This is a genomic window from Planctobacterium sp. AWH2_060 (assembly GCF_056158425.1).
The window spans coordinates 3,359,899-3,380,906 of record NZ_JBSWTG010000001.1 but is presented as its reverse complement, the minus strand read 5'-3'; the positions used below and the strand labels follow the sequence as shown (position 1 = coordinate 3,380,906).

Sequence of the window (21,008 nt, the reverse complement as noted above, 5' to 3'; positions counted from 1 at the left end):
ACTTCTTTTATGTGTTGGGAAGTCATCAGTTGAAGCACACCGGAGCGATTGCTCCGGTGTTTTTATCTTTGGGATTTGGGATATTCAATGAAAACGGTTGTACCATCTTCAGGCGTACTATTGAAACGAATCGTACCCCCCTGCGCCTCTGTAAGCAATTTCGACACATAAGTTCCAAGGCCAGAACCACCCGGTTTATTCCAAGTGGCATATTTGTCAAAGAAGCGTTGTTGCATTGGGGCGTCAACAACAGAAGGGTTATTAATTAAACAAACTATGCTTTTGTTACCATTTTGAAAACTGATTTTTATGATTGCTCCTTCTTCAGAGGCTTCGATGGCATTTTTCATGATATTCATCAAAGTCATTCGTACCATCGAATCTTCCGCTTGAATGATAAGCAGAGCGTTATCATCCACTTGCCATTTTTGCTTTTTAGACCTCAATAACTCACCCAAGTGGTCTGTGCAGTGTTTTATCAATTCCACTAAATTGATGTTCATGGCTCTTAGTTGATGCTCTTTCTTCTCCAATCTGGTAATGACATTGAGGTTATCCAAATAAGAATTGGCTGTCGCACATATCGCTCTCAACTGGGAAGTTGTTTCTTTAACTTTTTTGGGTTCATCATAATAGACATCTAATTTTCTGAGATTGTCAGAAATCTCCTGGAATGGCCTTTTCATGTCTTTTTGAAGTGCCCGGTCAAAATCTGCTCGTAGTTGTGTGTAATCAACCATCAGGTCCACTTGCTCTCTGAGGTTTTTGGTGGCAACAGCTATTCTGACATGGTTTTTAACTCTGGCGGCCAGAATATTAGGGTTGATGGGTTTGGTAATATAATCCACGGCCCCTAATTCCAACCCCCTGACAACATCTTCTGTTTGATCCATTGCTGAAATAAAAATGATGGTAATATGTTGTGTTGATGGATGCGACTTTAGCTTTTTGCACAAAGTGAGACCGTCCATATCAGGCATCATAATATCTAACAGAACCACATCCGGTGGATTATCAGAAAGACAGATTTTAAGTGCCTTCTCGCCACTGGTTGCGGCCTTAACCTTATAATCTTGACGAATTACTTCGGTGATCACCTTTATATTTTCTGGTACGTCATCAACCACTAATATACTGGTGGCTTCCAGGTTGACAGGTTCTGATGGAGAGGCATCATTCGTTTTAGAACCGGAATTTAGATTTTTAATGGGCAAAGCAATAGCGCGTTGTAAGCGCTCGCTAAAGGTTTTTAGAGAAAAAGGTTTAACGATAAACTCTGAAACTCCGGACTTAACTGCATTGACTACTGTTGATTGATCTAGCGAAGCAGAAATCATAACAAAAGCACAGTTTTTCATAGTGTCTGTACTGCGAACGTTTCTCAATAGATTTAGTCCATCGACATCAGGAAGTTGGTGTTCGCTAATGATGATATCTACTTTGTTTTTTTCGAGAATTTCATTCGCGTGACTTAGCCTGGCTGCTTGTTGAATATTGATGAATCCCAATTGTTTCAGCATGGAGGCTATGGTTGTACGAATATTATCAGCTGGATCCACTATCAACACAGATTTTGCAGAAAAACTACCTTGGTGTTTATTTGAGAGCATTGATGTTTCCTTTTATCCTGCTACATAAGACGTTTTTTATACTATTGGCTTATAGTCGAATTGAATCAAGGTTTTTTTGAACCTTGCATTTATTGGCATTGTTTAGCATTGTAAATCCCTCTTATTATTTATGCTTTGCCGGTAGTCAGAAAATGATAGCCAGTTATTGCTTTGATAAATTTTTGTGAGATGGATCGTGCAAACACTCAGACAAATATCATCATTTTATATTGATTTAAACCGAGCCCAATCAGTATTTTATCTGTTTGTTTTGTTTCTTTTTTTGATGACCTGTTCTGCCGTTGCACAGCAAAAAATCGAATCACTCTCGGTATTTAACGGTTTGTCTAACCCTCAAATTTACGCCATCGCAAAGGACCGACAAGGATTTGTATGGTTTGGCAGTGCTGATGGCGTTAAGCGATATAACGGTTATGAATTTCACACTTTTCGGCATGATCCTTTAAACAACGACTCACTTTCTAACAATAGTGTGGGTGTGATGCTAATTGATTCTTCTGACCAGATATGGGTTGGCACCTGGGGAGGTGGTGTTAATCGATTCAATCGCGATAGCCAATCTTTTACTCGTTACCAATATGATAGCGCTGATGCAAACTCGTTGAGTGCTGATCGCGTCCAGGCGCTCTATGAGAGCCACTCTGGGAGTGTTTGGGTTGGTACTAATGGTGGAGGGTTAAATCGCTATAATGCTGAAAATGACACTTTTACTTCATGGCAACACGATCCAGAAAATAGTCATTCAATAGCGCATGACAGGGTCTGGAGTATTGCGGGTGATTCGCAAGATTATTTATGGATTGGCACTTCAAATGGATTAAATCATTTTGATCCAGCAACACAGCGGTTTACTCATTTCGCGCCTTCAGCACAAGGGCTAGATCATCCTGAAGTTAGATCTGTTCATCTGGATAAGCAGCAACGAATATGGGTGGCTACGCGATTGAGTTTTGGTATGTTTGATCCTGTTAGTGGTTCCTATAGCACCTACAACCTTCCAGCCGGTAATCTGCCTAGTATTACCAGCGTCACTCAGGTGGATGAAACCCTGTTACTTGCGACTTTTGCAGGAATATACAGGTTTGACTTGCAGCAAATGCAGTTTGTGCCAGCAGGAGAGCAAAACCAATGGGGCTTGCTAGAGAATCGGGATGTACGTCAGGTGATGCTGGACTCAACTGGAATAATGTGGGCTGCGACACGCTATTCTGGAGTGATAAAAGTCTATCAAAATACCACCCCGTTTAAGGGCTGGCGCGATATTCTGTCTGAATTTAAGCTGTCGGGATTGTTTAATCAGGTGGTGTCATTGTACCAAGGAAAAAGTGATGAAGTTTGGCTCGGAACTGGTCGCAGCCTGGTACGATTTGATGGTATTGACAATTTCAGACCGCATATGAATGAGGAGAATTTAAATAATCTCAATCGACTAAGAGTGATGGCTATTTCGGATAATTTAGCCGAAGAGGTATTCCTTGCAACAGATAACGGCCTGTATCAATTGGCGGATGACGGGACCAGTATCAACCGCATCGACATTCCCTGGGTTAATAATGCGAGTCAGTCATTAGATTGGTTGACAATTACGCCTGACGGGGATTTCTGGTTTGTAGTGTCGGGCGAAAATCGCATTGCGCGCTGGTCCTCAAAACGCGAAAAACCTCGATATTATCTGAATAATGTCGATCCCACTTTCATATTTCAAACACAAACCAATAACGTGTGGGTAGCAACTGCCGGTGATGGGTTATTCCGGATCAATTTAGAAAGCCATGAAATAGAGCATTTTCTTCAGGGTGATGGTCGCGGCTTGTCTGACAATTCTATCAATGATGCATTACCAGATGAGCGTGGTGGATTTTGGATCGCTACTCGCAAAGGGGTTGATCACTATAATCCTTCGAAAAATCAGTTTGAACATTTTGCAATTCAAAGGGAAACCATTGATATAGCTGTACAAAGTTTGGTCATGGATAATCGCCACTATTTGTGGTTGGCCACAAACCAAGGAATTTTTCAGCTCGACCCAAATCTCGGGACGTTACACCACTTTACGGTAAACGATGGATTGCATAGTAATAATTTTCTTGCCCGGTCGGCTTTGAAAGCCAAAGATGGCAGTATTTATTTTGGCAGTATTGATGGATTAACGCATTTTCGACCAGAAGAGGTATATGTCAATCGCGTCCCGCCACCCGTTGTGATCACCGGCATCACTATAGATGGTAATGCGAAACCTCTGGTTAAGGCAGATTTGGATGTCGCACACAATTTCAAGAATATCCAAGTCAATTATGCAGCACTGGATTACCAGGCTTCGGAGGACAATCGTTATCGCACCAGATTAATGGGTTACGTTGAGGACTGGAGCGCAATTTCGCCGGCAACATCAATGAGCCTTGGACGTCTTGAGCCGGGCGAATATCAACTTCAAATTCAAGGCAGCAATAATCATGGCGTATGGAGTGATAAGCCAGCGACATTAAATATCAGGGTTAAGCCAGCCTGGTATCAAACGCTTTGGTTTAAAATCCTTTTTCCACTTGTAACAATGTTATTACTGCTGACGGGGTATTGGTACAAAATGCGACAGCATGCCAAAGTTCAGCGCTACCTTTCTGCTCAGGTAGAACAGAGAACGCAAGATATATTGGTGTTAGGTGATGTTGGTCGTGATATTGCCACTACCTTTGATGTCACTGAAATTGCCAGAGCAATTTTTAACAAACTCAAAACGGGTGTGAGTTGTAATACGTTCGCTTTGTCGGTTGTCAATCGCGATAAAGGCGAACTGGAATTTATCTATGCTGAGCACAATGGGCAAGATATATCAGGCAGCAGTCGCTCTTTACACGACGTTACTTCACCTTCTGTATGGTGCGTTAAAAACAGCAGGGCTGTGGATGTCCAAACCGATCAAGACTGGCAAGATTATGCACTGCTCAAAGCACACTGCCTCAATGGGGAAAATACTCAATCTGTTATTTGTGAGCCACTATTAAGTGGTGGTGGCGTTTTAGGCGTTATTACCTTACAAAGTGATATTAAAGGGGCTTTTGAAAAAGCCCACTTGAGTATGCTTCGCGTAGTGGCAAGTCATGCTTCTGTTGCGTTACAAAATACCATTGCTTTTCGGGAGTTGGAGGAAGCTGAGAAGAGGCTGGAATTGGCAATGGAAGGTGCCAATGCCGGAATGTGGGAATTGGATCTGATCCGCAATAAGCTCATTGTAAGTGAAATCTGGGCAAATATGCTGGGCTATAGCTCTGCTGAATTGGATAACCGTTTTGGCAATAGTCCGGAAAAGTTCGCACAGCTTATACATCCAGAAGATGAGGCCTCTGCCACCAAATTGATAAGAGAGCACCTGACAGGGAAAACAGACACTTATCGTGCCGAATTTAGATTGTTGAATAGTCGGAATCAATGGCAATGGATACTCAGTGTTGGTCAGGCAGTGAGAGATGTCAGGACAGGCAAAGCGCTCAGAATGTTTGGTATTCACCTTGATGTGTCAGATGCCCGGGAGTTACAGACCGCTTTGGAAGAGGCTAAGAACAGAGCTGAGCAGGCTACTAAGGCTAAGTCAGACTTTTTATCCAATATGTCTCACGAAATACGTACCCCGATGAATGCCATTATTGGTATGAGTCACCTCGCTTTGAACACTGAATTGAATCGCAAGCAATATAATTACATCAGTAAGGTACACAGTAGTGCGGAATCACTGTTGCGAATTATCAATGATATTCTCGATTTTTCCAAAATTGAAGCAGGGAAAATGGACATTGAAAACGTCCCCTTTGACCTGGAAGACGTGTTGCATAATCTGGCGAATGTTATGGGGTTTAAAGCGGCAGAAAAGGACATTGATTTCTATTTCTCTATTGCGCCCTCAACGCCAACAAAACTAATTGGCGATGCTTTCAGGCTTGGGCAGGTATTGCTAAATTTGGGCAATAATGCTGTTAAGTTTACAGATAAGTATGGTGAAATATTGATCCGGGTTTTGGTACAGCAGGATAAAGAAGACGCTGTGTTGCTACGCTTTGATGTTCAAGACAATGGTATTGGTATGTCCGGTGAACAAACTCAACGTCTGTTTCAATCATTTAGTCAGGCGGATAGCACTATTACCCGAAAATATGGGGGAACGGGACTGGGATTGGCGATTTGCAAGGAGCTGGTGGAGCTGATGGGGGGGGGAATCTGGGTAAACAGTGAACCAGGCATAGGGAGTACTTTTAGTTGCACCGTGAACTGTGGCAAAAATCAACAGGAAACGCCTACACAGAATCATCCCTTACATCATAGTCATGTGTTATTGGTGGACGATAGTCCGGTATCACTGGCTATTATGACTGATATGTTGACTGTTTTTGGGGCTCAAGTTTCATCCGTTAGGCGGGTTACTGAGGTGGAAGCTCAATTGCCTGCTTTTGACCCTCTACCTGAACTAGTTATTCTAAAACTGGATAACGATGGCCAGATTGCACAACAATGGCAGCGATTAATAACGGCGATTGATAACCAGACGTGGCATCCCAAAGTTGTTGCCTTGTTACCCTTTGGACAGGAGGAGCCGAAAAATACCGAGCGTTTAACTTTGTCTGGAGTGCTTAATAAACCTCTGACGCCCAGCGCCTTGTTGAATACGCTGCAAGAAGCAAAGCAGCAGGAAATCAATCAGTTTGCCTTCAATCAAAATTCGGTTGATTCAGATATTGAATTACTCAGGCTTCAGGGAGCCAGAATTTTGCTGGTAGAAGATAATACGCTTAATCAGGAGTTGGCCACCGAATTACTCACTCAAAAAGGCATAGCTGTGACTTTAGCGGAAAATGGGCAGATAGCCCTTGATAAACTTAAAATACAAGCATTTGATGCTGTCCTCATGGATTGTCAAATGCCGGTGTTAGACGGATACAGTGCGACTCAGTTGATCCGAGAAGAAATCTCAGAAAGTTTACCTGTTATCGCTATGACTGCAAACGCGATGGCAGGGGATAGAGAAAAGGCATTAGCGGCAGGTATGAATGACCACATTGCCAAACCTATTGAACCAAAACAAATGTACAATACTATTGCCAGGTGGATAACTCAGGGAGCACAGGCGGTCACAAATATAGTGTCGACAAAGCATGAAAATACTATTTCCTTGACACCAGAAATGCCAGAAAATGAATCATCAAATTTGGACATTAAACGCGGCTTGAACACCTGTGCGAATAACACTAGCTTGTATCTGAAATTACTGAGAAGCTTTGCTAAGCAACAATCGACGTTTCTGGCTGAGTGGGCTGATGCTATTTCTGGAAAGCAACAGGATCTGATAGTGCGCTTAGCTCATACATTGAAAGGTAACGCCGGTAATATTGGTGCGACAAAAGTGTATAATATTGCGGCTCAGTTGGAACAAATCGCCATTAATAGTTTAGGGAAATTACCAGATTTATTACCTGGGTTACAGAACGCATTGACGGATTTAAATCAAGAGATTGAGCAAGCCGTTATCACCTTATCTGTAGAAGCAACGAACGCAAAACAAATTGATGTCAAGGAGTCAAGCGAGGAGATAACAGCATTGCTGGACCTGGTGGAATCACAAGTTGAGGAATCCGATACGGCTGCAGAAGATACTTTGGAAAAGTTGCTGTGTGTGTTGCCTGCAGAAAATCAACGGTTGGAAAGTGCGTTAATTGCGCTGGATGAATTTGATTTTGATACAGTAGCGGGCATTATCGCGCAGTTGAAAAATAGTTTGTATAATAGCTAACCAGAGCAAAGGGGAGATTTATCCTAATAATTTCCAAAGAAGCCTTCTATCCGCAGAGCTAATCCATAGGAAGCGCTAAAGTCTTCATCTCTGCGCCATAAAATAAAGGGCTCCACTTCAAAATAAAGCCACTCTCTGATGGCATTTTTGCGCCAGCGGCTACTTATCAGATATTCTTCGATGCGATAATTGGGCTGACTTAAGCCTTCCACATAAAAGCCTGTAATCAAGGCTGAGCTATCATCCAACCTGTGCATGCTGTAAAGATTGTGTCGCCATAACCAGTCGTTGCTTTCATCGCGGAAAAAGAAGTTGTTATCCAGTCGTAATACCGAGCTGTTGAACCAATCCTGCTCCAACTGCAACCCCAGGTGGCTGCCAAAACCATCGTTACTGTAAAAATAGGCGGCAGCTTCCCAGCGATAGCGCTGTGTATCGGTAAATTCACCCCGGGATGCGTATCGGGAACGGGCATAGGGTTGGGCTTTTCGGCCAATGCCGATGCGGTGTGACCACTGGCTGTCTTCGGTTTGTTTTTGGGTCCATTTCAGGGCCAGGTTAAAGCGGTTCTGTCGTGACAGTACTTCGTTTTGTGCTGCCTTAACCGGCGCTCTTTCGAGATCTTCATCGTAATCGCTGAATACTAAATCCACCTGATTTTTTAAATTTGGCAGCTTAAACTTGAGTCTGATTTTGGTTTCAAATTCGGCGATGTCGCGACTGCGAGGCTCCCAGCCAAGACTAATTCTGGCTCCTCCTTTAGGCTGCTCGTCGATCATAAAGTTTTCATCGGCAAAAAAGTCATCCAGCCAGATGGCCGTGTCGTTCACTGAGCCGGTAACACTTTGATGTAGCGAATCCCACCATTGCTGCCCATCTTCGGCATGAGTCGATGGTATACACAACAGGGTGCTAATCAGGGCGATATTTACTTTTTGCAACAATCTGCTGAACCTTCCTCTGTCTTTTTGTACTCTAAATAGTTGATAATGGGCTGATTAACATCATCTCGTTACGCTTAGTGTGGTCTATAAGTGCCATTTCCGGCAACTATGATTTTGAGAAATAGACAACAAATATCAGCCTAAGTCTCTGCTTTTGCAGGTTGATTGGGTATAATGCTTAAAAATATTCAGGAGAGTTCTCATGGGTGGGATCAGTTTATGGCAATTGCTGATAATCTTTGCCATTGTCGTATTGTTATTCGGAACGAAAAAGTTGCGAACTCTGGGATCAGATTTAGGTTCTGCGGTAAAAGGCTTTAAGAGCGCGGTTACTGACGAAAATAAAGCAGATGCCGATTTTAAAGAGCCTGAAGGTGTTCAGGACCAATCCAACAAACAGCAAACTGCACAAACCAAAGAAAAGCAAAAAGCTGAATAATCAGGCAATAAACTATGTTTGATATCGGATTTTGGGAATTGCTGGTGATTGGCGTGATCGCGTTATTGGTGCTGGGGCCAGAGCGCTTACCTGGTGCGATTCGCTCTACCAGTCGCACTATCCGCAATATCAAAAATGTCGCCAATGGCTTTCGTCAGGAAATCGAGCAACAAGTGCGTATTCAGGAGTTGCACGAAAACCTGAAAAAGGCAGAAGAGCAGCAAATGCAAAATCTTTCGCCGGAATTACAGGAAAGTGTCGACGAGTTAAAAGCCGCTGCAGAGTCGGTTAATAAGCCTTATCAAAAAGAATCGAATTCATAGATGTCCGAAGCTGTCACATTGATTGATCACCTGGTGGAGCTGCGCAATCGCCTGCTTAGAGCGGTGTTTAGCGTATTATTGGTGTTTCTGTGCCTGGCCTATTTTGCTCAGGATCTGTATGCCCTGATGTCGGAACCATTGTTGAGCGTGATGCCCGAAGGCGCACAGATGATCGCCACAGATGTTGCCAGCCCGTTTTTTGCCCCCTTTAAACTAACCCTGGTGTTATCCTTTTTTATTGCCATTCCCTACGTGCTCTATCAGGTGTGGGCTTTCGTGGCACCGGGCTTATATCAGAATGAAAAAAAGCTGGTGGCGCCGTTGATGCTTTCCAGCACTTTGTTGTTTTACGCTGGTATCGCCTTCGCGTTTTTTGTGATTTTCCCGCTGGCGTTTCCGTTTTTTATCGGCGTTGCACCCGAAGGCGTGGTGATCAGTACCGATATCAACAGTTATCTGAACTTTATTCTGAAATTGTTTTTTGCGTTCGGGGTGTCATTTCAAATTCCGATTGCCATTGTTTTGTTGTGCTGGACAGGGTTCACCAGCGCAGAGAGTTTGCGGGAGAAACGGCCTTATGTGATTGTGGGGGTGTTCGTCGTTGGTATGTTGATGACACCACCGGATCCTATCTCTCAGACGCTGCTGGCACTGCCTATGTGGCTTTTATTTGAACTTGGTGTCATGATCGGTGGTCTATACGCAAACGCCAGAGAAAGCTCTGAACTTGACGAAGAAGAAAAAAGGATAGCGAAATAATATGAAATTAGCTCGATTAGCGTTAGTTGCTGTTGTAGTGCAACTGGTGAGTTTTAATCTGCAGGCCGAAACCTTAGCTCAGGCAGTGGAAAAATGCCGGGTGGTTAGTAACTCTTTAAAGCGACTGGTTTGTTACGATCAGTTGGCACAAAGAGCTAACAACTTAGAAGATTCCGAACTGGCGGAGTTTTATGCCAACCGTCCGGTGGTTGCGCCAGTTCAGGGCCAGGAGCAAGCGGCTCAACCAGCACCCAGGTCTTCTCTACCGGAAAATACGTTTGGTCTGGAAAATGAAGTGTTGAGAGAGAAAAAAGCCGAAGCTTCAGAACAGACAGCAGTAGTGGGTAAAGTAGAAGAAGATCCATACGGCAAGTTGATCATCACGTTATCTAATGGTCAGGTATGGAAACAAACCGATGCTGGCTCCTATAAATTGTCTTCAGGTGAAACTATCACTATTAGCCGTGGCTTCATGGGCTCGTTTTATCTGAAAAAAGACGGTCAAAATAAGCGTCTCCGCGTTAAGCGCCAAAGTTAAAGAGGGCATAAATGTCCCCTTTATTTGACATTGGCGTCAATCTGACCAACAACCGCTTTAGCGATGACCTTGATGAAGTGCTCTCAAGGTCACAAGATGCGGGGGTGCAGGGGCTTTTAATCACCGGTACTTCGGAACAGGAAAGCACCGATGCTTTGGCTATCAGTTATCGCTTCCCTGATATTTGCTGGTCCACTGCCGGGGTGCATCCCCATGACGCTGCCAATGTTTCAGAGGATTTTCTGAGTGTGTTAAGGCGCTTAGCCAGTGACGCTAAAGTCAAAGCGATAGGCGAATGCGGCCTGGATTTTAATCGCAACTTTTCTCCTCGCGATGCACAGATCCGGGTATTCCAGCAACAGCTGGAATTAGCCACTGAATTACAACTGCCTTTGTTTTTGCACGAGCGGGACGCCTTTGATGAGCAGTACAAGTTACTATCTGGCGTGGCAAATTTGCGCGGAGTAGCGCATTGCTTTACCGGCACCACAGAGCAAATGCAGGGCTATTTATCGCTGGGTCTCTATATCGGTATCACGGGATGGGTTTGTGATCCCAAGCGTGGCCAGGATTTACAACAAGCAATTGCCCATTTGCCTTTAGAGCGCTTGTTGTTGGAAACTGACGCGCCCTTTCTGACACCCAAAACCCTGCCCGGCAAAATCAGGCGCAATGAACCCTGTTACTTACCTCATATCGCTGAAACAGTGGCTAGTTTAAAGCAGGTTCCTGTTGAAGAGGTGGTACGAGCGTCTACTGAAAATGCCCAAACCCTGTTTGCAATACCTTAATTCCCGCCATTAATCAGGAGAACCTATGTCTTTTTCCCATTCTGCCTTTCCTGCAACACGTATGCGTCGTTTACGCCGACAAGGGTTTAGCCGTGATTTAGTGCGTGAACATCAATTAAGCGTTAATGATCTGATTTATCCTATGTTTGTGCTGGAAGGTGAACAGCAAAAGGAAGCTGTGCCTTCAATGCCGGGTATTGAAAGACTGTCTATTGATTTATTGTTAGAAGAATGTGCCACACTGGTGGCTTTGGGCATTCCTGCTATCGCATTATTTCCTGTTACCCCACAGTCTGCCAAAAGTGATGGCGCTGAAGCGGCCTGGGATCCGCAAGGGTTAGCACAGCGCACGGTCAGGGCAGTGAAAGCCAGATTTCCGCAATTAGGCGTCATTACTGATGTGGCACTGGATCCTTTTACCAGCCACGGTCAGGATGGCTTAATTGATGAGTCCGGCTATGTGTTGAATGACGAAACGGTAGCAGCTCTGGTAAAACAGGCTTTGTCCCACGCTGAAGCCGGTGCTGACATCGTTGCGCCTTCGGATATGATGGATGGGCGAATTGGGGCCATCAGAACGGCTCTGGAACAGGCCGGTCACAGCAACACCTGTATTATGGCCTACTCGGCCAAATATGCCTCACACTATTATGGACCGTTTCGCGATGCCGTTGGCTCTGCGGCCAACCTCAAGGGCGCAGACAAAAAGAGCTATCAGATGGATCCTGCTAATTCTGATGAAGCCATGCGCGAGATAGCACTGGATATTCAGGAAGGCGCTGACATGGTAATGGTGAAGCCTGGCATGCCCTATCTGGATATTGTGCGCCGCTGTAAATCAGAACTGGCAGTGCCCACTTTTGCTTATCAGGTCAGTGGTGAATATGCCATGCATCAGGCGGCATTTGCCAATGGCTGGTTGGCTAAAGATGCCACCATTCTGGAATCGCTGTTGGCGTTTAAACGGGCCGGAGCCGATGGCATTTTGACTTACTTTGCCAAAGACGCTGCGCAATTACTCAAAGCTTAACTGCCAGTTCACGGCCTTGATGCTGGCTTGTTCTTCTTTTAGCAAGTGTTCCAGCAGAGGATTACTGGACAGGTAGTCTTTGTTGAATTTGAGTAGCCAGTGAGCTTCATTGATCTGAATATCCGGCACCATAAAGCGGTTATCGATACGCTGGCTACACAAAATAATGGCTAAACGCAGGGTTCTGATCAGCAGGTTGATCTGTTGCTCATTGCTTTGAATACTCAACCCGTCGGAGTGAATGGCATCTGGGTTAGAGCTTACTACCCGGCCAATTAATTGCTTTTCTTCAAAATTTAACCAGGCCATATTGGTGTGCTGGATCAGATATCGGCTGTGCTGATGATGATTCTTGAAACTCACCATTTGTCCGGCCTCATGCAATAAACAGGCGTTTTGCAGTACCTTTTGTTGCATCTTACTCAGGTTTGGCTCGGGATGGCAATTGGCCAATATTTGCTGACAACAGCGATAGACTCTGTGGGCCTGACTTTCATCAATGCGAAACAGGGCCAGCACTTTTTCCTGAGTGCGATTAAAGGGGGTTGGCAGAATGGTGGCCAGCACACCTTCTCGCAAAGCGCCCTGAGCCAGGTGCATTTCTTTAATATTTAACGATTCAAACAGGGCTATCAGGATGGCAAGTCCGGCCGGGAAAATGGCCCGTCGGTTTTCCTGTAATCCGGTGATCTTTAGGTTATCGAGATGCCAGGCAGAACAACAAGCCTCGGCCAGTTGCCGCAAAAAGGGCAAGGTGATGGTAGCAGGCAATTTCTGGGCAGTGAGGATTTCTACGATAGCTTGCGGTGTGCCTGACGCGCCGAGACAGTCATCTACTTTTAGATCGCGAAATTCACCCAGTACCGGTGCGATAACTTGTTTTGCCGAATCAACAGCCTGTTTAAAACTTTCTGCATTGAGTTGATTGTTGGCAAACCATTTATTAGTCCAGGTTACACAGCCCATGTTCAGGCTCTGTAGCGCATTGGCTTGATTGCCTTTGCCCCAACCTAACTCGGTACTGGCACCGCCGATATCGATTACCAGGGAGGTTTGATTGGGCTTCTGGTCGCTGGTGACGCCATTAAAAATGAGGCGGGCTTCTTCTTCACCGCTGATAACCCGGATGTTATGACCCAGGATTTGCTCACCACGATTCAGGAATTCCTGGCGGTTTTGTGCCAGCCTAAGGGTCGCAGTAGCCACTACTACAATATTGCTTTTGGGGATATGTTGCAGTTGTTGCGCAAAGATGGCCAGACAATTCCAGCCTCTTTGCATACTTTCCAGATCCAGTTGTTGTTGCTCGTTCAGACCTGATGCCAGACGTACTTTCTGTTTAACCCGATTGCGTATGCGTATGCCGTTTTTGGTATTTTCCACCACCAACAAGTGGAAACTGTTGGAGCCAAGGTCGACGGCGGCATAGGTATTTTCGAGCATGTCGTTAGGCATCTGTCTAAGGCAATTTACCTGTTGTTATGGCGTTTTTGATTATGACGCTTATCGCGATGGACCCGCTTGCGATGATGTCGCTTAGGTGCATTCACATCTTCCAGCAAGGCATCGTGGAAATAGTCCGTTACCGGAATAGTGTGCCCGATGTATGTTTCAATTGCTGGTAAATTTAATGCGTATTTTTCGCAGGCAAAGCTGATGGCATGGCCACTTTTTCCGGCTCGACCGGTTCTGCCTATACGGTGCACGTAATCTTCGGCATCGTCAGGTAAATCGTAGTTGTATACGTGGGAAACCTTGTCAATGTGCAATCCACGCGCTGCTACGTCTGTGGCCACCAGAATATCCAGGTGTCCTTTGTCGAAGTCTTGCAGTATGTTCAGACGCTTTTTCTGCGGTACATCGCCACTTAACAAGCCCACCCGATGGTTGTCAGCATTGAGCCAGTCAGTTACCAGTTCGCAGGTGTGTTTGGTGTTGGCAAACACAATCGCTTTTTCTGGCCAGTCTTCTTCTAATAAGGTCAATAGCAACAACATCTTGTCGTTGTCGGAAGGGTAAAATAGCTCTTCCACGATACGACTGGCCGTTTTTTGTTCCGGCTCAACCTGGACGTGTACCGGGTTGTCCATGTGCTCGTAGGCCAGTTCCTGTACTCTGAATGACAAGGTGGCAGAAAACAGCATACTTAAGCGGTTGACCGCTGGCGGCATACGACGGAACAGAAAACGAATATCTTTGATGAAGCCAAGGTCAAACATGCGGTCAGCTTCGTCCAAAACGGCAACCTGAATATGTTGCAGGCTGAATACCTGTTGTTTGTAATAATCGATGATTCGACCTGTGGTCCCTATGACTATATCGACGCCTTTTTGTAAGCTTTCCAGTTGACTTTGATAACCTTCACCACCATATATCAAGCTAAGTGATAAATCTGTGTGTTTGGCCAGAATTTCAGCGTCTTTGTGGATTTGTACCGCCAGCTCTCGGGTTGGTGCCATGATGATGGCTCGGGGCTGACCGGTTTTATCTTTTTCATGGGTGAGCAGATGATTAAAAGTGGCGACTAAAAAAGCAATGGTTTTGCCGGTACCGGTTTGTGCCTGTCCAGCAACGTCCTGACCATTCAGGGATTGTGGCAACGCCAGTGCCTGAATAGGGGTACAATGTTCAAAACTGGCCGCCTGAAGTGCCTTTAAAATTTTCGGATGAATGTTCAGATCCGAAAAGTGGGTCTCTGTTAAATGTGTTGTTTGCATAGCTTATTGCTTATCAACCCTTGCATATTAATCCAGTTGCTATAAAAATAGCGCAATATTGGTTTCGTCTCACCTGATGAAACCACAAGCCTAACGTGGAGAGTTTAATGAGTGATAAAATAGTCACCTTGTCGGATAGTAGTTTTGAAAGCGATGTCATCAAATCAGAAAAACCTGTTTTGGTAGATTTCTGGGCTCCATGGTGTGGCCCATGTAAGATGATCGCGCCAATTCTGGATGCTATCGTAGAAGACGACAATTTCGCCAGCAAGATAACAGTTGGCAAGCTGAATGTCGATGATAATGTTGAAACTGCCGGTAAATACGGTGTTCGCGGCATTCCTACCCTGTTGATTTTCAAAAATGGCGAAGTAGCTGGTACCAAAGTTGGTGCATTGTCTCGCGCCCAGTTGGAACAATTCATCAGCGAATCGATTGCATAATTGCATCTTTGTCAGTGGGTGTTAGAAATAACACTCACTGACCCTTATTTTACCCCTCACTGACCTTTTTCTGGTGATCAGTCTTGATAAAGGCACACACCAATTCAGATAAAATCTGCCCCGCTGCACGCATTTCCTGTGGAGATTCACAATCTGGTGCCGCTTCTGCCAGGTGCAGATACTTTACCCTGGGTAGCATGGCCATTTCAGTCACATAGTACAGAGCATCTTCATAGGGCATTCCCGCCGTAGTTATGGCGCTGGCTGGCATATTGGCGATGCAGTCGACATCCAGTTCTACGCCAATTGGCAAGCCGGAGTGCATCAGATAACGGGCACAGTCTTCAAGACATTGGTCGAAATTCAGTTTTTTGCTCCAGTGGCTATCCTGGATACTGATCCACCTAAAATCATGCTGTTGCATAGCATTTAAGGCGTCTTCGTTATTCTTTTGCTCGTGTAGTCCCAGCACCATATAACGGGACATTAGTTGTTCTGCAGCGGCATAGCGGAATGGATTGCCACTGTGGCGTCCTTCCTGAGCCCTGAAATCGCTATGCGGATCCAGGTTAGCTACGGCGAGCGGCAGTTGCTCAGAGGTGCTACAGGCTTTGATTATAGGGTAAGCATTGTTGTGGCCACCGCCAATAATAATGGGGATCAATTGGGCATCAAAAATGCCTTCCAATAATTCGCTCACCCGTTGATCGATATCGCAACACAAATTGCGTAGGGTTTCGAGCGTCGTATCTGATTGGTCGGCAACTTTATGTAAATCGGAAAAGTCCAGTTCCCCCAAAAGCGCGATTTTTTCAGTGGGAATAAAGCTATTGTGTTGCAGATTGATAAAGCTTTTCAGGAAAGCCCGCCAACCATGTCGCGCCCCGCCGTTACCTAAATTAGCGCGTGGACCTATATCTTCCGGCAGGCCCAACAAAACGTATTCGATACCGGCTCTTTTCAGGGCACTAAAGTCGGTGTGTTGAGCAAAACACAGGACCTCGCCAATTTTGGTTTCACCGGCTCGTTGATTTAACAGGGAAGCGATATCGTCCAGGCAATAAAAGTTGAGTTCTGTGCTCATCTGAGAACCCGCCTGTTAGTCGATGTCCAATGGTTCTGGTGATAATACAATGCCAGTGCTGTCGGCATAGATATGATCTTCTGGTAAAAAGGTGACACCGGCAAAGTTAACGGCGATATTAATATCACCAATGTCGTCAGAATCGGCCCCCACGGGAATTGAAGCAACCGCATGTATGCCGATGTCTGAATCTTCTAACACATCTACGTCGCGGACACTGCCGTAACAGATGATGCCTTCCCATTGGTTTTCCACTGCCGTCTGAACATTCATGGCATCCAGCAGTGCTCTGCGAGTAGAACCACCACCGTCGATCAGTAAGACTTTTCCGGCACCGTTTTCATTAACCACTTTATCGATCAGACCTTTGTCCTCAAAGCATTTTACCGTGGTGACTTCACCACCAAACGAAGTACGTCCACCAAAACTGATAAAAATCGGATCCAGTACATCGATACTATCAGCAAATAAGTCACAAAGTTCAGAAGTGTTGTATTCCATGTCAGACCTCAAAAGGGCAATTTTTTCTTAGTCTACGCCAAGTTAAGCGCTTTGTCAGGCTCATTAAATCAATGTTTTAGGCTTTCTTATTGCTTCCTGAAAAGTTTGTCATATTAGTGTCTTTTTAATGTCACCACAGGTTAATAAATAGTCGCTAATCTGCAACTAATGTGAAGTGCCACGAATTGAAACTGACTGGTAAAACATAGAGATGAATCTGATTACACGTGTCGATTTACAGTTATTTCGATGGCTGTTTAGTAAAAGCACCGGACGAGACTGTTCGCTCTTTCGCTATATTTCAAAAACTGGCGATGGCCACGTCTACCTGTTGTTGGCGTTGGTGTTGTGGATGTTTGAACCCCGGCAAGGCGCCTTGTTCTTGTACACAGGGCTGCTAGCTTACGCGATGGAGTTGCCCCTGTATGTCATGCTGAAAAAGCTGTTTAAGCGGGCAAGACCTTGTGATTTTCGCCGCGACATTACTGCCCATGTACAACCTTCAGATAAATTTAGTCTGCCATCTGGCCATACCGCAGCAGGCTTTTTGATGGCAACATTGCTGGCCAACTTTTATCCTTCATTTGCTGTGTTGGCCTACAGCTGGGCCAGTCTTATTGCACTATCGCGCATTATGTTAGGTGTTCATTATCCAGGTGACATTCTGGCCGGGGCAACACTTGGTGTCGCGATATCCACCATCAGCATCAATATTTTAGCTTGATTCAGTTCGGTTCCTATAACAAGTAAAACAACATGACATTAAATATTTTGTACGGTGTTCAGGGCACCGGAAACGGTCACACCACTCGTGCCAGAGTAATGGCAAAAGCCTTTCAAGCGCGCTCTGATGTAAAGGTGGATTTTCTGTTTAGCGGTCGACCCAAAGACAAGTACTTTGATATGGAAGTCTTTGGTGACTTCCAGACCCGAAAAGGCCTGACGTTTATTCATTCCGATGGGGCAATTGATCAGCTAAAGACAGTTTTGCAGGCCAAACCCATTCAGTTGCTAAAGGATATCAGAGGCCTGGATCTGTCCGGATACGATCTGGTGCTTAACGATTTTGAACCTGTAACTGCATGGGCGTCCAGGTTGCAAAAAGTACCTTCCATTTCCATCAGTCATCAGGCGGCGTTTGCCCATGATGTGCCTAAGGCGGGGCAAAGTCTCACCGACCGAATTATCATGAACTGTTTTGCTCCAACACAGATGAGTTTAGGTGTGCATTGGTACCACTTTGGTCACAGCATCCTGCCGCCCTTTATCGAAGATCAGATTTCTGATGTCACCTCCGGTAGTCATTATCTGGTTTATTTGCCTTTTGAAAGCCTGTCGGAAATTAGGACATTGTTGGAAAGTCTGAGCGAATATAACTTTTTGTGTTTTCACCCAGATGTTACCCAGGAACAGGATGAAGGCCATATTTCCTGGCGTAAAACCAGCAAAGCAGGGTTTCACAAAGCTCTGCACAGTTGTGCTGGCGTGATAGCCAATGGAGGATTTGAGTTATCCAGCGAATGTTTGCAACTGGGTAAAAAGCTATTGATTAAACCGTTACATGGTCAATTCGAACAGCTTTCTAACGCCAAAACCCTGGATAGACTTGGGTTATGTCAGATCATGATGAGCCTGGATCAGGAAAAGCTGGAGCAATGGCTGGATTCGCCGCCGGGCGAGGCCATTGAATTCCCCAGTGATCCGAGCGCATTGGTTGATTGGCTGGTGAAACGCAACTGGCATGATACTGAAACTGTTGTAAAGGAATTATGGCAGCAAGTCCGGTTTCCGGAGCGTGTGCAGCAGCAGCTCAATGCTATGGCAAAGTAGGAGATTTCTCGCGGTAGTTGGTAAAACCTCGCGGGCGTGGTAAAACAGGGGGCTGTGCTAATGAACTCTCTCGCCGCTGAATTAAATGACCAAAACTTCGCCCATATCAGATATCAGTAACTTTAGCGGCTGCCTGAAAACTCACTATGGGGGCGAGCTGTCCACTCATGATATAGAGCCGCATGTACGGAAACTGTCACTGCCGGCAAATCACACCTTGTGGCGTGCTCATGAGCAACAAGAATACCTGTATGTTCTGCGAACCGGGTTATTGTACGCCTTTTTTGAAACCGCTCAGGGGAAATCCTTTTGCAAGGAAGTATATTGGGAGCAGGACTTGCTTTTTGGGTTTCGCAGTTTGCTGTCAGATGTGCCTTATCCATACAGTGTAAAGACCCTGGAGCCTTCGGTTTTATACCAATTTCCTCGCAAAGTGTACCTGCAACTGGTGCAGCGTTTTTCCCAGTGGCGGGATTTTCATCTCAGTGCAGTTAGCGAGTATTACATGCACAAAGAGGGTAAAGAGGAATTCTTGTTATTGCACTCGCACGAGCAAAGAGTGGCATTGTTTTTCCAGACTTACCCAGACCTGGTAAAGCGGGTGCCGCAGCATATCATTGCTTCTTACCTCGGGATCACACCGATTAGTTTTAGCCGCATTAAAAAAAGATTGAGCGAGTTAACAAATGTTAATGCGCGTGGGGCTACAACGCTCTAGGCTAAGCGCCATCCGTTATCTTTATCTTATTTTTCGTAATGCAAATTTCCGTTAAGACCTTTGAACAACTTTCCGTCAACGAGCTTCATGATATCTACCAGCTAAGGGCTGCCGTTTTTGTGGTGGAACAAACCTGCTATTACCAGGATATTGATGGTCTGGATAAACACCCAATGACTCAGCATCTGATGTTTCGGCAAGAGCAGAGTCTGGCCGCTTATGCGCGGGTGTTGGCACCGGATACCTCTTATCCCGAATATGCCAGCATTGGCCGAATCGCTAATGCAATGAGCCATCGCGGTCAAGGCTTGGGTCATAAACTGGTGGCCAGGGCGATTGAAGTTTGTCAGCAATACTGGCCTGAAAACGCGATAAAAATCAGTGCTCAAGCCCATTTACAGAAGTTTTATGGCGCGCATCAGTTCAGCACTGTGTCAGAAGAGTATTTGGAAGACGGTATTCCCCATGTGGCTATGGTGAGAAAGCCCACAGTTAATAATCAGTAGCCATCGTGGATAAACGTCTTTTTTACATCTGGCGTCGGCCAGTGGTCTCAGGTTTGCTGTTGGCCATCAGCTTTTTATTGATAGGCAATTTATTCGCCACCGGCGCTGATGTCTTTGTGAAAGCCTTTGCCACTTCCAGTGGTATTTACCAGTATCTGTTTTTACGTCAGTGTCTGTTGGCTGTCTGCTTGTTGCCGTTCTTTTTACAACTGCCAAAAGAGGCCAGAGTGTTGCGGCGTGGGCGGGTTCAGGTGGTCAGAGCCAATTTAACTGCCATCGGTGGGGCCTGCGTGTTTTTGGCTTTAACCGAACTGTCGCTGGCCACCGCCAATGTCTTGTTCTATGCCAGTCCGGTGTTAACCCTGTTGCTGGCGGCCTGGTGGTTTAAAGAACCTTTGCACAAATACCGCCTGTTCAACATAATTTTTTGTTTTGCCGGTGTGGTGATTGCACTGCAACCGGACAGCGGCGGCATTGGTATTATCGCTGGACTTGCCGCAGCCCTATGTATCGCCTGCCACAATTTATTGGTGCGATTTATCCCTGCCAATACGCCTACTTTGGCAATTATGTTTTGGGGCACGGTCTTATCCATTCCACTAATGGGCTTATTGGCCCTGTTTGACTGGCAACCCTTTAATCAATCCATGTTGTATTTGGTGTTGGGCTCGGCGGTGTGCGTGTGCAGTTATCAGCTGTGCTGTATTGTGGCTTATCGACGCGCCGAGGCAGGGGCTATTGCGCTAGCGGAATATTCCGGTCTTATCTTCGCCGCCCTGTTAGGCTGGTGGATATTCAGTGAAGAGATAGATATCTGGATTTCCCTTGGCATGTTGATGATCATTGCGCCTATTTTGTGGCAGACATTGCACGAGCATAAAAAGCAACTGAAACTGACCGCAGCGGAGACTATAAATGCAATCAATAAAAATCCTTCCGGTTAAGTTTATTTCCTGACAGACTAAGGCAGATCTTAAC

19 protein-coding genes are annotated in these 21,008 nt (G+C 45.4%); 13 read left to right on the top strand and 6 right to left on the bottom strand.

The features are described from left to right. Nucleotides 1–62 precede the first annotated feature (62 nt). Entirely contained in the window at nt 63–1,610 is a 1,548-nt protein-coding gene (locus ACXAD8_RS14435; RefSeq protein WP_475229974.1) for a response regulator, read from the bottom strand. 286 nt (nt 1,611–1,896) lie between these two features. Here ACXAD8_RS14435 and ACXAD8_RS14430 point away from each other — a divergent pair, with 286 nt between their 5' ends. Continuing rightward, a complete protein-coding gene (locus tag ACXAD8_RS14430; protein ID WP_475232971.1) occupies nt 1,897–7,407 on the top strand; it encodes a two-component regulator propeller domain-containing protein in 5,511 nt (1,836 codons plus the stop codon). Nucleotides 7,408–7,430: 23 nt separating this feature from the next. On the opposite strand, the gene ACXAD8_RS14425 is transcribed toward ACXAD8_RS14430, so the two are convergent. After that, the gene (locus ACXAD8_RS14425; protein WP_475229971.1) at nt 7,431–8,351 is read right to left on the bottom strand and encodes a hypothetical protein; all 921 of its coding nucleotides are present in this window, start codon (nt 8,349–8,351) and stop codon (nt 7,431–7,433) included. Nucleotides 8,352–8,553: 202 nt separating this feature from the next. Here ACXAD8_RS14425 and tatA point away from each other — a divergent pair, with 202 nt between their 5' ends. Genes tatA through hemB form a run of 6 tightly spaced genes read left to right on the top strand, consistent with a single transcriptional unit; the run spans nt 8,554 to nt 12,231 of the window. Continuing rightward, nucleotides 8,554–8,790 carry a twin-arginine translocase TatA/TatE family subunit gene (tatA, locus tag ACXAD8_RS14420; RefSeq protein WP_475229968.1) on the top strand — a complete coding sequence of 79 codons (237 nt, stop codon included), beginning with the start codon at nt 8,554–8,556 and terminating at the stop codon, nt 8,788–8,790. A 14-nt stretch (nt 8,791–8,804) separates the two neighbouring features. Further along, nucleotides 8,805–9,113, top strand: coding sequence for a Sec-independent protein translocase protein TatB (gene tatB, locus ACXAD8_RS14415; protein ID WP_475229965.1), 309 nt, complete (start codon nt 8,805–8,807; stop codon nt 9,111–9,113). After that, complete coding sequence (gene tatC, locus ACXAD8_RS14410) at nt 9,114–9,872, top strand: twin-arginine translocase subunit TatC (RefSeq protein WP_475229962.1); 759 nt, start codon at nt 9,114–9,116, stop codon at nt 9,870–9,872. It abuts the gene before it with no gap. A gap of 1 nt (nt 9,873) precedes the next feature. Beyond that, a complete protein-coding gene (locus tag ACXAD8_RS14405) occupies nt 9,874–10,410 on the top strand; it encodes a hypothetical protein (RefSeq protein WP_475229959.1) in 537 nt (178 codons plus the stop codon). A gap of 11 nt (nt 10,411–10,421) precedes the next feature. Beyond that, complete coding sequence (locus ACXAD8_RS14400; RefSeq protein ID WP_475229955.1) at nt 10,422–11,201, top strand: TatD family hydrolase; 780 nt, start codon at nt 10,422–10,424, stop codon at nt 11,199–11,201. A gap of 25 nt (nt 11,202–11,226) precedes the next feature. Next, nucleotides 11,227–12,231 (top strand): porphobilinogen synthase, encoded by a 1,005-nt coding sequence (gene hemB, locus ACXAD8_RS14395; protein WP_475229953.1) that lies wholly within the window; start codon nt 11,227–11,229, stop codon nt 12,229–12,231. On the opposite strand, the gene ACXAD8_RS14390 is transcribed toward hemB, so the two are convergent. Together ACXAD8_RS14390 and rhlB are read right to left on the bottom strand one after the other, a co-directional pair. Beyond that, entirely contained in the window at nt 12,217–13,674 is a 1,458-nt protein-coding gene (locus ACXAD8_RS14390; RefSeq protein ID WP_475229950.1) for a Ppx/GppA phosphatase family protein, read from the bottom strand. The genes hemB and ACXAD8_RS14390 overlap by 15 nt on opposite strands. 26 nt (nt 13,675–13,700) lie before the next feature. Next, the gene (gene rhlB, locus ACXAD8_RS14385; protein WP_475229948.1) at nt 13,701–14,948 is read right to left on the bottom strand and encodes an ATP-dependent RNA helicase RhlB; all 1,248 of its coding nucleotides are present in this window, start codon (nt 14,946–14,948) and stop codon (nt 13,701–13,703) included. Nucleotides 14,949–15,055: 107 nt separating this feature from the next. Between rhlB and trxA the strand changes: the two genes are divergently transcribed. Further along, nucleotides 15,056–15,391 carry a thioredoxin TrxA gene (trxA, locus tag ACXAD8_RS14380; RefSeq protein WP_475229945.1) on the top strand — a complete coding sequence of 112 codons (336 nt, stop codon included), beginning with the start codon at nt 15,056–15,058 and terminating at the stop codon, nt 15,389–15,391. Between the two features lie 49 nt (nt 15,392–15,440). Here trxA and ACXAD8_RS14375 read toward each other — a convergent pair whose 3' ends face one another. Beyond that, complete coding sequence (locus tag ACXAD8_RS14375; RefSeq protein ID WP_475229943.1) at nt 15,441–16,475, bottom strand: formimidoylglutamase; 1,035 nt, start codon at nt 16,473–16,475, stop codon at nt 15,441–15,443. Between the two features lie 15 nt (nt 16,476–16,490). Next, nucleotides 16,491–16,976, bottom strand: coding sequence for a ribonuclease E activity regulator RraA (gene rraA, locus ACXAD8_RS14370; protein ID WP_475229940.1), 486 nt, complete (start codon nt 16,974–16,976; stop codon nt 16,491–16,493). A 211-nt stretch (nt 16,977–17,187) separates the two neighbouring features. On the opposite strand from rraA, the gene ACXAD8_RS14365 reads away from it, so the two are divergent. From ACXAD8_RS14365 to ACXAD8_RS14345, 5 genes are all read left to right on the top strand, one after another. Then, nucleotides 17,188–17,700, top strand: a complete 513-nt coding sequence (locus ACXAD8_RS14365) for a phosphatase PAP2 family protein (RefSeq protein ID WP_475229938.1) — start codon at nt 17,188–17,190, stop codon at nt 17,698–17,700. A gap of 32 nt (nt 17,701–17,732) precedes the next feature. Next, nucleotides 17,733–18,806 (top strand): MJ1255/VC2487 family glycosyltransferase, encoded by a 1,074-nt coding sequence (locus ACXAD8_RS14360; protein ID WP_475229935.1) that lies wholly within the window; start codon nt 17,733–17,735, stop codon nt 18,804–18,806. 85 nt (nt 18,807–18,891) lie between these two features. Next, nucleotides 18,892–19,524 (top strand): Crp/Fnr family transcriptional regulator, encoded by a 633-nt coding sequence (locus ACXAD8_RS14355; protein WP_475229932.1) that lies wholly within the window; start codon nt 18,892–18,894, stop codon nt 19,522–19,524. A 38-nt stretch (nt 19,525–19,562) separates the two neighbouring features. Then, nucleotides 19,563–20,030 (top strand): GNAT family N-acetyltransferase, encoded by a 468-nt coding sequence (locus tag ACXAD8_RS14350; RefSeq protein ID WP_475229929.1) that lies wholly within the window; start codon nt 19,563–19,565, stop codon nt 20,028–20,030. 5 nt (nt 20,031–20,035) lie between these two features. Further along, nucleotides 20,036–20,974: a DMT family transporter gene (locus tag ACXAD8_RS14345; protein WP_475229927.1), complete on the top strand. Its 939-nt coding sequence runs from the start codon at nt 20,036–20,038 to the stop codon at nt 20,972–20,974. Nucleotides 20,975–21,008: the final 34 nt, after the last annotated feature.

Bases quoted from the DNA above. Each gene is read 5' to 3' on its own strand.
- ACXAD8_RS14400 (WP_475229955.1), top strand. From the start codon at position 10,422: ATGTCCCCTTTATTTGACATTGGCGTCAATCTGACCAACAACCGCTTT.
- tatB (WP_475229965.1), top strand. From the start codon at position 8,805: ATGTTTGATATCGGATTTTGGGAATTGCTGGTGATTGGCGTGATCGCG.
- rraA (WP_475229940.1), bottom strand. From the start codon at position 16,976: ATGGAATACAACACTTCTGAACTTTGTGACTTATTTGCTGATAGTATC.
- tatA (WP_475229968.1), top strand. From the start codon at position 8,554: ATGGGTGGGATCAGTTTATGGCAATTGCTGATAATCTTTGCCATTGTC.
- hemB (WP_475229953.1), top strand. From the start codon at position 11,227: ATGTCTTTTTCCCATTCTGCCTTTCCTGCAACACGTATGCGTCGTTTA.
- ACXAD8_RS14390 (WP_475229950.1), bottom strand. From the start codon at position 13,674: ATGCTCGAAAATACCTATGCCGCCGTCGACCTTGGCTCCAACAGTTTC.
- ACXAD8_RS14430 (WP_475232971.1), top strand. From the start codon at position 1,897: ATGACCTGTTCTGCCGTTGCACAGCAAAAAATCGAATCACTCTCGGTA.
- ACXAD8_RS14350 (WP_475229929.1), top strand. From the start codon at position 19,563: ATGCAAATTTCCGTTAAGACCTTTGAACAACTTTCCGTCAACGAGCTT.
- ACXAD8_RS14435 (WP_475229974.1), bottom strand. From the start codon at position 1,610: ATGCTCTCAAATAAACACCAAGGTAGTTTTTCTGCAAAATCTGTGTTG.
- tatC (WP_475229962.1), top strand. From the start codon at position 9,114: ATGTCCGAAGCTGTCACATTGATTGATCACCTGGTGGAGCTGCGCAAT.
- ACXAD8_RS14405 (WP_475229959.1), top strand. From the start codon at position 9,874: ATGAAATTAGCTCGATTAGCGTTAGTTGCTGTTGTAGTGCAACTGGTG.
- ACXAD8_RS14360 (WP_475229935.1), top strand. From the start codon at position 17,733: ATGACATTAAATATTTTGTACGGTGTTCAGGGCACCGGAAACGGTCAC.
- ACXAD8_RS14375 (WP_475229943.1), bottom strand. From the start codon at position 16,475: ATGAGCACAGAACTCAACTTTTATTGCCTGGACGATATCGCTTCCCTG.
- ACXAD8_RS14355 (WP_475229932.1), top strand. From the start codon at position 18,892: ATGACCAAAACTTCGCCCATATCAGATATCAGTAACTTTAGCGGCTGC.
- trxA (WP_475229945.1), top strand. From the start codon at position 15,056: ATGAGTGATAAAATAGTCACCTTGTCGGATAGTAGTTTTGAAAGCGAT.
- ACXAD8_RS14365 (WP_475229938.1), top strand. From the start codon at position 17,188: ATGAATCTGATTACACGTGTCGATTTACAGTTATTTCGATGGCTGTTT.
- rhlB (WP_475229948.1), bottom strand. From the start codon at position 14,948: ATGCAAACAACACATTTAACAGAGACCCACTTTTCGGATCTGAACATT.